Raw genomic sequence first — 12,768 nt, 5'->3', positions numbered from 1 at the left:
CGGAGGTCCTACCGTGGAGACCCGGCACCGGAGAGAGTCCGGTCGATCACCCGACGGAGGGAGAGCAGCATGGAGATCCGCCAGCTGCGCTACTTCGTCACCGTCGCGGAGACCCGGCACTTCGGCCAGGCCGCCGAGCGCCTGCACATGGCCCAGTCGCCGCTCTCGCAGGCGATCCGCCAGCTCGAGGCGCAGGTCGGCGCCACGCTGTTCAACCGCACCACCCGCCGCGTCGACCTCACCCCCGCCGGCGAGGCCTTCCTGCGCGACGCCGTGCGCATCCTCGACTCGGTCGAGGCGGCCCGGGAGCGCGTGCAGCGCATCGGCGACGGGCACAGCGGCCTGCTCCGGGTGGGCTGCACCGGCCTCGCGGCCTACAAGCAGCTGCCGCAGCTCGCCCGGATCGCCGCCCGCGAACTGCCCGGACTGATCCTGCGGTACGTCCCCGACCTGCTCACGCCGGCGCAGGAGGAGGCGCTCGCGGAGGACCGCATCGACCTGGCGGTCCTGCGCCCGCCGCTGCGCCGCGCGGGGCTGACCTCCCGACCCGTCGCCCGCGAGCGGCTGACGCTCGCCGTGCCGGCCGGGCACCGGTTGGCCGGCGACGAGCCCGTCGGCCTGTACGAGCTGCGCGACGAGGACTTCGTCGTCTACGGCGCCCGGGACTCGGTCGTCGACGCGGCCGTCACCCAGGCCTGCCTCGGCGCGGGGTTCCTGCCGCGCCGCGCCCACGAGGTCGCCGAGACCTCCGTCATGCTCACCCTGGTCGCCGCCGGGCTCGGCGTCGCGCTCCTGCCCGAGTCCGCGCTCGCCCTGCGCGTCGACGGCGTGCGGTACGTCCCGCTCGCCGACGGGGCCCACGGATCCGCCCACGGAACGGTCGGTGCCCACGGAGCCGACGGCGCTCCCGGGGCACCGCACGTCGACCTCGCGCTCGCCTGGCGGGCCGACGAGGTGAACCCCGCCCTCGCGCGGCTGGTGGAGGTGCTGGAGGCCAACGGCTTCGTGCCGCCGGAGCCCCCTGCCGCCCCGTTCGCCGGCCGCGTGCCCGCACACCCCGGAGAGGCCCGATGAAGATCGCGCACGTCGAGGCGATCCCCTTCGCGATCCCGTACCGCAAACCGCTGCGTTTCGCCTCCGGCGAGGTGCACGCCGCCGAGCACGTGCTGGTGCGGGTGCACACCGACGACGGGGTCGTCGGGGTGGCCGAGGCGCCGCCGCGCCCGTTCACCTACGGCGAGACCCAGCAGTCGATCGTCGCGGTGATCGACCGGATCTTCGCCCCCGAGGTCGTGGGTCTCTCGCTGCTCGAGCGCGAGGTCATGCACGCGCGGCTGGAGCGCACCGTCGGCAACCCGGCGGCCAAGGCCGCGCTGGACATGGCCTGCTGGGACGCGCTCGGCCGGACCCTGGACCTGCCGGTCACCCAGATGCTGGGCGGGTACACCGACCGGATGCGCGTGTCGCACATGGTCGGGTTCGCCTCCGACGAGGCGATGGTCGCCGACGCCGAGCGCGTGCGCGACACCTACGGCATCACCGTGTTCAAGGTGAAGGTGGGCCGCCGTCCCGTCTCCCTCGACGTCGGGGCGTGCCGGGCGCTGCGCGCCGCGCTGGGCCCGGAGGTGGAGCTCTACGTCGACGGCAACCGGGGCTGGACGCCGTCGGAGGCGGCCCGCGCGCTGCACGCCATGGAGGACCTGGACCTCACGCTGTCGGAGGAGCTCTGCCCGGCCGACGACGTGCTGGGCCGGCGCTGGTTGACGGCCCGGACCTCGATCCCGACGGTGGCCGACGAGAGCGCCACCACCCCGGGCGAGGTCACCCGCGAGCTGCTCGGCGGCTCCGCGACGATGATCAGCATCAAGACCGCCCGGACCGGGTTCCACACCTCGGCACGCATCCTCCACCAGTGCGAGGGGATGGGCGTCGAGGTCGTGATGGGCAACCAGGTCGACGGCCAGGTCGGCACCGCGTGCACCGTCGCCTTCGGTGCCGCGCACCGGCACAGCTCCCGCCGGGCCGGGGAGCTGTCGAACTTCCTGGACATGAGCGACGACCTGCTCACCGAGCCGCTGGAGATCAGCGGCGGGGAGCTGGCCGTGCGCCCCGGACCGGGACTGGGGATCGAGATCGACCCCGACAAGCTCGCGCACTACCGCACCGACCGGTCCTGAAGATCGCCTCTTCTCCGACCGCACCACTTCCGAACCGCACCGACGCGTCAGGAGACACCACCATGACATCCACCGAGATCAACCCCACGGAGCACAACCCCACGGCTGCCGGGTCGGGGCGCAACGCCACCGCCGCGTTCGCGGCCAAGGAGCGCGCCTCCGGGCCGGTCGACCACGCGCGCGTCTCGGCGATCGCCACCGACGCCATCGCCGCCCTGCACGAGGTGGTCCGCCGCCACCAGGTCACCTACGCCGAGTACGACGCGCTGAAGGCGTGGCTGATCAGTGTGGGCGAGACCGGGGAGTGGCCGCTGTTCCTCGACGTGTGGGTCGAGCACGTCGTCGAGGAGGTCGCCAACGCCGACCGCAAGGGCGCCGTCGGCACCATCGAGGGCCCGTACTACATCCCGGGCGCGCCGGAGTTCGCCTCCGAGGCCACGCTGCCGATGCGCGAGGACGAGAAGGGCACCCCGCTGCTGTTCCAGGGCACGGTGACCGACCTGGACGGGAAGCCGGTCGACGGCGCGCTGGTGGAGCTGTGGCACGCCGACGACGACGGCTACTACTCGCAGTTCGCCCCGGGTATCCCGGAGTGGAACCTGCGCGGGCAGATCCGCGTCGGGGCCGACGGGCACTTCGCGTTCCACACCATCCAGCCCGCCCCATACCAGATCCCGACCGACGGCTCCTGCGGCAAGCTGATCGCCGCGGCCGGCTGGCACCCGTGGCGCCCGGCGCACCTGCACCTGAAGGTGTCGGCCCCGGGCAAGCAGCTGGTCACCACCCAGCTGTACTTCGACGGTGGCGAGTGGGTCGACAACGACGTGGCCCAGGCCGTGAAGCCGGAGCTGATCCTGCGTCCGACCCCGGCCGCGTCGGGTGAGGGCAACGAGGTCACCTACGACTTCGCCCTGGACCCCGCGTGAGCGAGCCCGCGAGCGACCCCTCGGCTCGGAGCCAGCTCTTCGCCGTCCGCATGGACGTCGCGCTGCCGCCGGACATGGACCCGGCGGCCCGCGCCGACCTCCTCGCCCGGGAGAAGGCCTACTCGCAGGAGTGGCAGCGCTCCGGGCACTGGCGCAACATCTGGCGGTGCGTGGGGGAGTACGCCAACCTCTCGATCTTCGAGGTCGAGAGCAACGAGCAGCTCCACCAGATCCTCTGGGGCCTGCCGCTCTTCCCCTACATGACGATGACGGTCACGCCGCTCGCCGGCCACCCGTCGGACGTCAACCTCGGCTGACCGGGCCGACCCTCCCGGTCGATCCCTCCGGCCGACCTCCCGGCCGATGCGCCGGCGGGGCCGCCGCGCGGCGGCCCCGCCGGGGAGCACGACCGTACGACCCGCACGGAGGCACCGTGGCCACGCCCGACGTCCGACACCCGTCCACCGAGCCGTCGACGGGGGCGACCCCGCCCGCGCCGCCCCGCTTCGAGCGGCCCCCGGGGCCGCCGACCACCCCGCGGCGGTTCCTCCGCGACCTCGGCCCGCAGTACGTCGCGAACGGGCTCATCGGGCTGGTCTTCGCCGCGACCGGGCCGGTCGCCGTCATCCTCGCGGTGGGCGTGCAGGGCGGGCTCTCCGAGCGCGAGCTGGCGTCGTGGCTGTTCGGGGTGTTCTTCCTCAACGGGATCCTCACCGCCCTCGCGTGCTGGCTGTACCGCCAGCCGCTCGCGTTCTTCTGGACGATCCCGGGCACCGTGCTCGTCGGCCCCGCGCTCGGGCACCTGACCTTCCCGCAGGTCGTCGGGGCGTACTTCGCGACCGGGCTGGTGATGCTGCTGCTCGGGCTGTCCGGATGGGTGCGGCGGGCGATGGCGGCCCTGCCGATGCCGATCGTGATGGGGATGGTCGCGGGCGTCTTCCTGAGCTTCGGCACCGGGCTGGTGAGGTCCGTGGCGGGCGACGTGCTGGTCGCGGCACCCATGGTCGCGGCGTTCCTGCTTCTCAGCGCGTGGGGTGCCGCCGGGCGGAAGGTGCCGCCGATCCTCGGGGCACTCGTCGTCGGGGTGGTCGCGGTCGCGGTGTCCGGCCGCTTCCGGCCCGCCGGGGACGCCTCGGGCTGGCTGGCCGCCCCGGTCCTCGTCGCCCCGCAGTGGTCGTGGCAGGCGATGCTCGAGCTGGTGCTGCCGCTGGCCGTCACCGTGCTGGTGGTGCAGAACGGCCAGGGCGTCGCCGTGCTGCGCACCGCCGGGCACGAGCCGCCGGTGAACGTCGCGACGATCGCCTGCGGCGCCTGGTCGCTGCTCACCGCGGGCGTCGGCGCCGTGTCGACCTGCCTCACCGGGCCCACCAACGCGCTGCTCGCCGCTTCGGGCGAGCGGCACCGGCACTACGTCGCCGGGATCTCCTGCGGCCTGCTCGCGATGGTCTTCGGCCTGTTCGCGCCGCTGTTCACCCGGCTGATGCTGGCCGCGCCGCCGGCCTTCGTGGCCACCCTCGGCGGCCTCGCGATGCTGCGGGTGCTGCAGGCCTCGTTCACGACCGCCTTCGGGTCGCGCTGCACCTTCGGGGCGTTGGTGACCTTCGTCGTGACGGTCTCGGACGTCACCGTGCTGAACATCGGGGGCGCCTTCTGGGGCCTGGTCGCCGGGTTCGGGGTCTCCTGGCTGCTCGAACGCCGCGACCTCCGGGACCTGCGCGAGGCCCGCGCCTGACCCCTACCGGCCCCGCGGGCCGGGCCGCCCCGACCACGACGAGCAGGCCGGGGTCCCGGTCGGCCGCGGCGCGTTCCGTCGCCCACGAGGCGGCCAGCCCGGCGGCCGCGAGGACGAGCAGGGCGAGCGCGGGGAGGAGCCGGCGGAACCGGCCCCCGGTCACCGGGACCCTCCGGCGCGCGCGGCCCGCTCCCGCCCGTCGGCCCGCACGACCGCGACCATGTCCTCGGCCCCGAGGCCGAGATCGGCGGCGGTCGCGAAGAGCTGCAGGCAGGCGTCCATCAGCGGGGCCGCGGCACCCGCCTCCCGGGCCGAGTCCCGGATGAGGCCGCAGTTCTTGAGGACGTCGTCGATCGCGGCCTGGGCGGAGAAGTCGCCGGTCAGCAGCTTGCCGATCTTGACCCGCGACACGGCCGACGCCATCGGGCCCGCATCGAGCACCTCGGCGAACAGGTGCGGATCCAGGCCGTGCGCGGCGGCCAGCCGCCAGGCCTCCGCGAGCCCGGAGACCAGCGTGATCAGCACGGTGTTCACGGCGAACTTCATCCACAGCGCGGAGGGGACCGGCCCGCACCCCACCGTGCGCGCGCAGAGCGGCGCCAGCAGCGGCCGGACCCGGGCGACGTCGGCGGGGTCGCCGGCCAGCATCGCGACGAGCGTCCCCTCCTCGGCCGGTGTCCGGGAGCCGGACACGGGCGCCTCGACGTAGCGGCCACCGGCGGCCCGGAGATCGGCCTCCAGCGCGGCGGACCAGGCCGCGGACACCGTTCCGGTGTGGACGATCGTGCGTCCGGCGACGAGGCGGGCGAACGCGGGCGTGCCCCGGCCCAGCACCGCGTCCACGGCGGCCTCGTCGGCCAGCATCACCACGACGACCTCGGCCGCGGCGAGGACCTCGGCCGGGGTCGTGGCCGGGCGCGCGCCCGCGGCCACCACCGGCGCCGCGCGGGCCGGCGTCCGGTTCCAGACGACGAGGTCGTGCCCCGCGCGCGCGAGCCGCACCGCCATCGGCAGGCCCATGAGGCCGAGGCCGAGGAACCCGAGCGGAGCGGTCACGCCGACCCCCGCGGGTGCAGGACGTACTCCACGCCGTCGGCGAACAGGTGGCGCGTCACGGGCGCCTGCCGCGCGGCCGCGCGGACGAGCCCGTGAGCCGCGAGGTTGCCGTGCCCCACCACGGCGTGCAGGGTCCAGGCCCGGTAGCGGGGCGCGGCCAGCACGGCGGCGAGCAGCGCCGCACCGACCCCCCGCCCCTGGTGCCCGTCCGCGACGAGCGCGCACAGCTCGGCCCGCCGCGCGCCGTCGGGATGCACCCCGAACAGGCCCACCGGCGCCGGCCCGGACACCGGCCCGGACACCGGCGCCGACACGGACGCGACGAGGGTGACGCCCTCGTCGAACGTGCGCGCCAACCGGGCCAGCACCTCGGCCCGTGGGGGCGCGACGGCCCCGAGGAACCGCGCCGCGAGGGCCTGCGGGCCGCAGAGATCGACGACCGCGACGATCTCGGCCCAGCTCGCCGCGGTGATCCGGAGGCCGGCCTGCGGGGGTCGCACGTCGACGGTGGTCACGGGAGCCACGTGGGGTCGAGCAGGCGGGCGAGCAGCTCGCCGACCCGGGCGCAGTGTCGGCGCAGCGCGATCATCCCGGCCCCCGCGCGGTGCGGGGGCCGGGGGACCGGGCGGTCGCCGGGTAGCAGGACCGGCATGGCGGGAACTCCCTTCGGGCGGGGCCGACCCGCTCATGTCAGGACCGGCACCCCGCGGCGGGCAACGCCGTACGGTCGCCGCGTCAGCCGGGCGTCAGGCACCCGCGGATCCCGCTGACGTGGCGCTGACGTCGGGCGACCCGGCCCCTTGCCCCGGGCGGCGTCCCCGCCCTACCTCTGGCTCATGGACGGGACGGCGCGGGAGCAGGTGACCGGGACGGTGCCCCCGGGCCGGGCCGGAACCGGCCGACGCCCCCGCCCGGCTGTGGCACGCTGCGACGGTGCTGCGCGAGTCGGACGCGACGGGGGTTCGGGTACCGGCGGCGCTCCCGTGACCCCGCGGTTCCTCGTGCTCGGCCCGCCCGCGGTCCGGACCGTCGACGGGCGGGCGGTCACCCTGACCGGCCGCCGGGACCGGGCGATCCTGGCGGCCCTGCTCGCCCGGCGGAACCGCACGGTGCCGGTCGACGTGCTCGCCGAGGCCGGCTGGGGAGCCGACGACGGCTGGACGCCGAACGCCCTCCAGGCCCGGATCTCGCACCTGCGCCGGCTCGTCGGCGCGGACCGGATCGTCCGCGAGGGCCGGCACTACCTGCTGCGGACCGGCTCTGGCGAGGGCGACGACGACGTGCTCCGCGAGGCGCTCGACCGCGCCCGCGGCCAGCTCGCCGCGAACGCACCGAAGGAGGCCGTGGCCGCGCTGGAGGAGGGGCTGGCCCTCGTCCGCGGCGAGCCGTACGAGGGCGTGGCCGCCTGCGCCGCGGTCGCGCCCGCCGCGGCCCGGCTGCGGGAGCTGCTGGTCACGGCCCGGGAGGTGCACGCCCGCGCGGTCCTCGAGGCCGGTGACGCGGGCGGTGCCGTCGACCTCGCCGCGGCCCTGGTCGCCGAGGACCCGCTGCGCCAGCACGCCCAGGCCGTGCTGGTCGAGGCGCTCGACCGGGACGGCCGCCGGGCCGAGGCGCTGGCCGGCTACGAGCGGGCGCGCCGCGTGCTGGCCGGGTCCGCCGGGCTCGAACCCGCGCCGGAGCTGCGCGCCGTGCAGGCGCGGATCCTGGCCGACGAGCGGTCGTCGGCGCGGCCGGAGGCGGCCGGGCCGGGCGTCCTGCAGCCACCGGACATGATCCGCTGGCTCGCCCGGCACGGGCACCGGCAGGCCGCCGTCGACCTCGCCGTGCGGTGCGCCTGGGGCTGGTGGCTGGCCGGGGACCGCGGCCGGGGCCGCCGGTTGCTGCTCGACCTGCTCGACGACCGGCCCGGCTCGCTGACCGCGCGTCTCTGGGCGGCCGCGCTCGCCGCGCACGACCGGGACGAGCCCGCGGCGCTCGCCGAGGTCCGCACCCTGCTCGACGGGCACCTGGCCGGCGGGGAACGCATCGCGAGCTCCCACGACGGGCTGGCCCTGCTGGTCCTGGCCGACCGGCACGCGGAGCGCGGCGAGCCCGACCGGGCCACCGCCCTGCTCGCCGCCGCGCGGCCCGCGGTGGAGGCGGTCGACGACCCGTGGGGCACCGCGCTCGACGATCTCGTGCACGCACGGGTGCGCCTCGCCGCCGGCCGCGCCGACGAGGCGCAGTCCCGGGCGGCGGCCGCGCTGGCGGTGTTCGAGTCGCTGCCCGACGCGGCCGGGCGGATGCGCGCGCTGGAGGTGCTCGGCTACCTCGACGAGGTGGCCGGCGACCTGGGCCGGGCGGCCCGGCGCTACGGCGACGCGCTGCTGCTGGCCGTGCAGGGCGGCTGGCCGCACGCCCAGTGCCACCTCTCGGTGCGCCTCGGCAGCGTCGCCGACCTGCTCGGCGACCACGCCGGCGGCCGGCAGCGGCTGGCCGAGGCGACCGCGCTCGCCCGGCGGGTCGGGTCGCCGTCGCTGCTCGCGTGGGCGGTCAACACCGTGGCGCTGGCCGACGCACGGGCCGGCGACCACCCGGCGGCGGAGCGGGGGCACCGGCAGGCGCTGGGCTGGTACCGGTACGCCGGCTCGGTGGCCGGGGTCGCGATGACGGCCGCCGCGCTGGCCCGGGTCTCGGCGCCGGCCCGGGCGGAGGTCCTGCTCGACCAGGCGGAACGCGCGGCGGTGGCGACCCGGGACCCGCGGGCCGTCGCGTACGTCGTCGAGGGGCGGGCGCTGGTCGCGCGCACGGACGAGCGGGCCCGCCACTTCCTCGCGTTGGCCCGGCGGCTGCGCGCCGAGGCGGGCCGGCCGCGGGTGGTCGAAGAGCAGCCGGCCCTGGATCGTCTGGAGCAGCGCCTCGGCGTGGCAGGCGGGTGAGGGGGTCAGCCCGCGGCCGCGTTCGGCGGCCCCGCCGGCAGCGCGTCGAGCACCACCGCCCGCAGGTCACCACCGCTCGCGCGGAAGACCGCCCGCTGCCGCTCGGCCCCCGTGCCCCGGCGCAGCACGGCGTCGAGCAGGTCCGGGACGAGCCCGAGGTCGCCCGCGTCGTCGAGGGCCTCGCGGACGTGCGCGAGGAACCGGTCGAGCACCGTCCGCGCCGGGGCGGGCCGCCAGGTGAGCGGGTCGACGAGGTCCGCGGCGACGCCGGAGCGCGCCGCCCGCCAGGACGCGAGCCGGAGCACCTCGGTGCGGACGGGATCGGGGCCGATCCCCGCACGCCACTCGCGGACCGCGGTCTCGACCAGGGCCCGCGCGAGCGCCGCGACCAGCACGGCGTCGTCGGGCTCGCGGCAGACGTCCGCGACGCGGATCTCGACGGTCGGGTGGTGCGCCGACACGCGGGCGTCGAAGTAGAGCATGCCCGGGTCGAGCAGGGTGCCGGTGCCGAGCATGGTGTCGGTGAGGGCCCGGTACCCGGCCGCCGAGCCGAACGGCCCGTACGGGCCGGCCGAGGGCCAGCGCGGCCAGACCTGCGCCCGGTAGCCGGCGTAGCCGGTGTCGGTGCCGTCCCAGAAGGGCGAGTTGGTCGACAGCGCCAGCAGCGGGGCCAGCCAGGGGCGGATCCGGTCGAGCGCGGCGACGGCCTCCTCGTCGTCCGCGACGCCCACGTGCACGTGGCAGCCGCAGGTCAGCTGCTCGCGGCCGATCAGGCCGAACCGGTCGACCATCCGCCGGGCCCGCTCGTTGGGCGACGTCGTGGGTTCGACGTCGAGGGGATAGGTGGCCAGCGGCACCACGCCGACCCCGGTCGCCTCGGCCGCGGCCTGCGCGGCGGCACGTGTGCGGCGGATCTCGGCCGCGAGGTCGGTGAGGTCCCGGCAGACCTCGGTGCCGGTCTCGAGCTGCTCGCGCTGCAGCTCGGCACAGAGATCGGAGGTGTCCGCGGCCGAGCGCAGGATGCTGGTCGCGACCGCCCGTGCCCGCCCGGTCACCGGGTCGACGAGCAGGAACTCCTCCTCCACACCGACCGTCCGCGGCCCGCTCGCCCGCGTGGTCCTCGTCGCGGTGCGGGTCTCCGCCGGGTACGCCATCCGTCCGCCCTCCGTCGTCCCGGCGACGCAGGCACCGGACCGGCGTCGCCCCACTGCAACGGCTGGTCCCTCAACCGTTCTCGGGCGTACCCACCTCGGCTGCGCGGCAATCGGGAACCGCTGACAGCGGGCCGTCGGGGTGCCAGGCTCGTCGGTGTGGTCCGGATCCAGCTGCACGGCCGGTTCGTGGTGTTGGTCGAGGGGGGGTCGGTGGAGCACCTCCTCCCCGGGCGGCGGGGCCGGGCGCTGGTGGCGTACCTGGCCTGCCGCCGCGGTGCGGTCGACCGTTGCGAGCTGGCCGACGCGCTCCGCTCCTCCGGCACCGGGCTGACGGCGCTGCTGTCGAAGGTCCGCTCGGTCCTCGCGCCCGTGGAGATCGTCGGCCGGCAGAGCGTGCAGCTCGTGCTGCCGGAGGGCGGGCTGGTCGACGCGGCGGTCGCCGCGGAGGCCGCGCACCGGGCCGACGCCGCGGCCTCCCGCCGGGACTGGCCGGAGGCCTGGACGCACGCGTTGAGCACGCTGTTCGTGACCCAGCGCCCGTTCCTGCCGGACCTGGACGACCCGTGGGTGGGTGAGCACCGCGAGGAGGTCGGGCGGCTGCACCGGCGGGCGCTGACCTGCTACGCCGAGGCCTGCCTGGCCCTGGCCACGCCGACCGAGCTCGCGAGCGCCGAGCGCAGCGCCCGGGAGCTGGTCCGCGCCGCACCGCTCGACGAGAAGGGGCACCGGCTGCTGATGCGGGCCCTGGCCGCGCGCGGCGACCGGGCCGAGGCGCTGCGGGTCTACGAGCGGCTGCGCCGCATGCTGCTCGACGAGCTCGGGGTCGGCCCCGGCCCGGAGACGCGGGCGCTGCACGGGGAGATCCTGCGGTAGCAGGCCGTTGCGCCGTCCGGAGCAGTCGCGGCGGCAGGATTCCGGCAAGGTCGCGGTGATCCGGGCGCGGATACTCGTGTGACCCGCCGGGGGCAGGCCCCGGCCCTCGACGAGGAGGGATCGCCATGAAGCAGGTCAGTTGCGAGTGCGGCTACTCCACCCGGTCCGAGAGCGAGGAGCAGATCGTCAGCACGGTCCTGCAGCACGTGGCGATCGACCATCCCGACCTCGCGCCGTCCGTCACCCCGGACGTGGTGCGGGGCTGGATCGAGATCGTCCCCTGAGCCGCCGGGCGGGCCGCGGAGGGGGCGGCCCGCCGGTCACTCGCCCTTGACGTTCACCAGCTGGCGCAGCGTGTGGCGGACCTCGACGAGGTCCGCGGCGTCGGCCATCACGACGTCGATGTCCTTGTAGGCGGCCGGGATCTCGTCGAGGAACGCGGCGTCGCGGCGGTACTCGATCCCGGCCATCGCCTCGTCCATGTCCTCGAGCGTGAATCTCCGCCGGGCAGCTCGGCGGGCGTACGCGCGCCCGGCGCCGTGCGGGCTGCTCTCGAAGCTGTCGGGGTCGCCCTTGCCGACCACGACGTAGCTCGCCGTGCCCATCGAGCCGGGGATGAGACCGGGGCGGCCCGCGTCCGCGCGTATCGCACCCTTGCGGGAGAGCCAGACGTCGCGGCCGTGGTGGTGCTCGCGGGCGGTGAAGTTGTGATGGCAGTTGATCCGCTCCCGCTCCTCCACCTCCCCGCCGAGGAACCGGCCGAGGAGCTCGAGGAACCGGTCCATCATCTCCTCGCGGTTGGCCAGCGCGAAGTGCTGCGCCCACTCCAGGTCGCGGAGGTAGGCGTCGAACTCGCGCGTGCCCTCGCTGAGGTGGGCGAGGTCCCGGTCCGGCAGGTCGACGCCCTGTTCGCGGCAGCGCTCCTGCGCGATCCGGATGTGGTGGCTCGCGATCGCGTTGCCGATCCCGCGCGAGCCGGAGTGCAGGAAGAGCCAGAGCACGCCCTCCTCGTCCGCGGTGAGCTCGAGGAAGTGGTTGCCGCTGCCGAGGCTGCCCAGCTGGAGGTCCCAGCCGACCCGGGTGAGCCCTTCGTAGAAGGGCAGCCGGTCACCGGCCTCCTCGGCCAGCGCCGCGACCCGCGGGGCCGCGGTGTCGCTGATCCTCCGGTTGTAGCGGCCCGCGCCGAGCGGGATCCGCTTCTCCACCGACCGGCGCAGCTCGGCGAGCGGCCGGCCGGCCACGTCGTCGCGCGTGGACCGGGTGCGGACGGCGATCATGCCGCAGCCGATGTCCACGCCCACCGCGGCGGGCATGATCGCCTCGACGGTCGGGATCACCGAGCCGACGGTGGCGCCGGCGCCCAGGTGCGCGTCGGGCATCAGGGCCAGGTGCGGCTGCACGAACGGCATCGCCGCGGTCCGTTCGGCCTGCGCCCGTGTCCCGGGTTCGAGCAGCGAGGCCCAGCTGTAGAGCTTGTCGTTGATCTTCTGCACGGGCGTCCTCCCGCGGGCGTCCTCGCACGGGCCCGGCCATGGTCGTCGTCCGGTGGCGTTCCCCGTACGGTCCGGGATTCACACGAGCCCGGCACCGATCCCGCGCAGCAGCGCGCCCGCCTCGGCGAGGCACCGCGCCGGGTCGGGCTCCCGGTCGAGGAGGGCGTGCACCTCCCGGATCCCGGCGGCGGCGAGCTCCGCCCGTGACACCTCGCACCGCCCGCAGACGGCGACGACCGGCACCCCGGCCGCCCGGGCGGCGGCGGCGACGCCCGCGGGCGCCTTGCCGTGCAGGGTCTGCGCGTCGAGCGCCCCCTCCCCGGTGACGACGAGGGCGGCCCCGGCGAGGTGGTCGGCGAACCCGACGAGCTCCAGCACCACCTCGATCCCGGGCCGGCGGCGGGCACCGAGGACGGTGAGCGCGGCGAACCCGACGCCG

Annotated in this window: 14 protein-coding genes; 8 read left to right on the top strand and 6 right to left on the bottom strand. The window is 76.3% G+C overall.

Annotated elements, in window-relative coordinates:
- Positions 1–69: 69 nt before the first annotated feature.
- From ACFQH9_RS20520 to ACFQH9_RS20500, 5 genes are all read left to right on the top strand, one after another.
- The gene (locus ACFQH9_RS20520) at positions 70–1,074 is read left to right on the top strand and encodes a LysR substrate-binding domain-containing protein (RefSeq protein ID WP_379567867.1); all 1,005 of its coding nucleotides are present in this window, start codon (positions 70–72) and stop codon (positions 1,072–1,074) included.
- Entirely contained in the window at positions 1,071–2,177 is a 1,107-nt protein-coding gene (locus ACFQH9_RS20515) for a mandelate racemase/muconate lactonizing enzyme family protein (protein WP_379567865.1), read from the top strand. Before ACFQH9_RS20520 ends, ACFQH9_RS20515 begins: the two co-directional genes overlap by 4 nt.
- A gap of 62 nt (positions 2,178–2,239) precedes the next feature.
- A complete protein-coding gene (gene catA / locus ACFQH9_RS20510) occupies positions 2,240–3,103 on the top strand; it encodes a catechol 1,2-dioxygenase (protein ID WP_379567863.1) in 864 nt (287 codons plus the stop codon).
- On the top strand, positions 3,100–3,420 hold the full coding sequence (gene catC / locus ACFQH9_RS20505; RefSeq protein WP_379567861.1) for a muconolactone Delta-isomerase: 321 nt from the start codon (positions 3,100–3,102) through the stop codon (positions 3,418–3,420). Before catA ends, catC begins: the two co-directional genes overlap by 4 nt.
- A 116-nt stretch (positions 3,421–3,536) precedes the next feature.
- Positions 3,537–4,835, top strand: coding sequence for a benzoate/H(+) symporter BenE family transporter (locus ACFQH9_RS20500; protein ID WP_379567859.1), 1,299 nt, complete (start codon positions 3,537–3,539; stop codon positions 4,833–4,835).
- A 159-nt stretch (positions 4,836–4,994) separates the two neighbouring features.
- Here ACFQH9_RS20500 and ACFQH9_RS20495 read toward each other — a convergent pair whose 3' ends face one another.
- The 3 genes from ACFQH9_RS20495 to ACFQH9_RS20485 are packed head-to-tail and all read right to left on the bottom strand — an operon-like array spanning position 4,995 to position 6,543.
- A complete protein-coding gene (locus tag ACFQH9_RS20495) occupies positions 4,995–5,891 on the bottom strand; it encodes an NAD(P)-dependent oxidoreductase (RefSeq protein ID WP_379567857.1) in 897 nt (298 codons plus the stop codon).
- Positions 5,888–6,406: a hypothetical protein gene (locus ACFQH9_RS20490; RefSeq protein ID WP_379567855.1), complete on the bottom strand. Its 519-nt coding sequence runs from the start codon at positions 6,404–6,406 to the stop codon at positions 5,888–5,890. The genes ACFQH9_RS20495 and ACFQH9_RS20490 overlap by 4 nt, the downstream gene beginning before the upstream one ends.
- Positions 6,403–6,543 (bottom strand): hypothetical protein, encoded by a 141-nt coding sequence (locus ACFQH9_RS20485; RefSeq protein WP_379567853.1) that lies wholly within the window; start codon positions 6,541–6,543, stop codon positions 6,403–6,405. Before ACFQH9_RS20485 ends, ACFQH9_RS20490 begins: the two co-directional genes overlap by 4 nt.
- A 331-nt stretch (positions 6,544–6,874) precedes the next feature.
- Here ACFQH9_RS20485 and ACFQH9_RS20480 point away from each other — a divergent pair, with 331 nt between their 5' ends.
- Positions 6,875–8,809, top strand: coding sequence for an AfsR/SARP family transcriptional regulator (locus ACFQH9_RS20480; protein ID WP_379567851.1), 1,935 nt, complete (start codon positions 6,875–6,877; stop codon positions 8,807–8,809).
- Positions 8,810–8,814: 5 nt separating this feature from the next.
- On the opposite strand, the gene ACFQH9_RS20475 is transcribed toward ACFQH9_RS20480, so the two are convergent.
- Positions 8,815–9,963: a carboxylate-amine ligase gene (locus ACFQH9_RS20475; RefSeq protein ID WP_379567849.1), complete on the bottom strand. Its 1,149-nt coding sequence runs from the start codon at positions 9,961–9,963 to the stop codon at positions 8,815–8,817.
- A 156-nt stretch (positions 9,964–10,119) separates the two neighbouring features.
- Here ACFQH9_RS20475 and ACFQH9_RS20470 point away from each other — a divergent pair, with 156 nt between their 5' ends.
- Together ACFQH9_RS20470 and ACFQH9_RS20465 are read left to right on the top strand one after the other, a co-directional pair.
- Complete coding sequence (locus ACFQH9_RS20470) at positions 10,120–10,836, top strand: AfsR/SARP family transcriptional regulator (RefSeq protein ID WP_379567847.1); 717 nt, start codon at positions 10,120–10,122, stop codon at positions 10,834–10,836.
- A 125-nt stretch (positions 10,837–10,961) separates the two neighbouring features.
- Complete coding sequence (locus ACFQH9_RS20465) at positions 10,962–11,120, top strand: hypothetical protein (RefSeq protein ID WP_379567845.1); 159 nt, start codon at positions 10,962–10,964, stop codon at positions 11,118–11,120.
- Between the two features lie 36 nt (positions 11,121–11,156).
- Here the strand turns inward: ACFQH9_RS20465 and ACFQH9_RS20460 are convergent, their stop codons facing one another.
- On the bottom strand, positions 11,157–12,329 hold the full coding sequence (locus tag ACFQH9_RS20460; RefSeq protein ID WP_379567843.1) for an RtcB family protein: 1,173 nt from the start codon (positions 12,327–12,329) through the stop codon (positions 11,157–11,159).
- A 78-nt stretch (positions 12,330–12,407) separates the two neighbouring features.
- Positions 12,408–12,768, bottom strand: a 361-nt coding sequence (locus ACFQH9_RS20455; RefSeq protein ID WP_379567841.1) for a glycerate kinase, incomplete at its 5' end; no start/stop codon positions are given.

Source organism: Pseudonocardia lutea, from assembly GCF_042658055.1.
GTDB classification, from domain to species: Bacteria; Actinomycetota; Actinomycetes; order Mycobacteriales; family Pseudonocardiaceae; genus Pseudonocardia; species Pseudonocardia lutea.
Note: the sequence above shows the minus strand (reverse complement) of the source record. Positions and strands in the feature narration are given on the sequence as shown.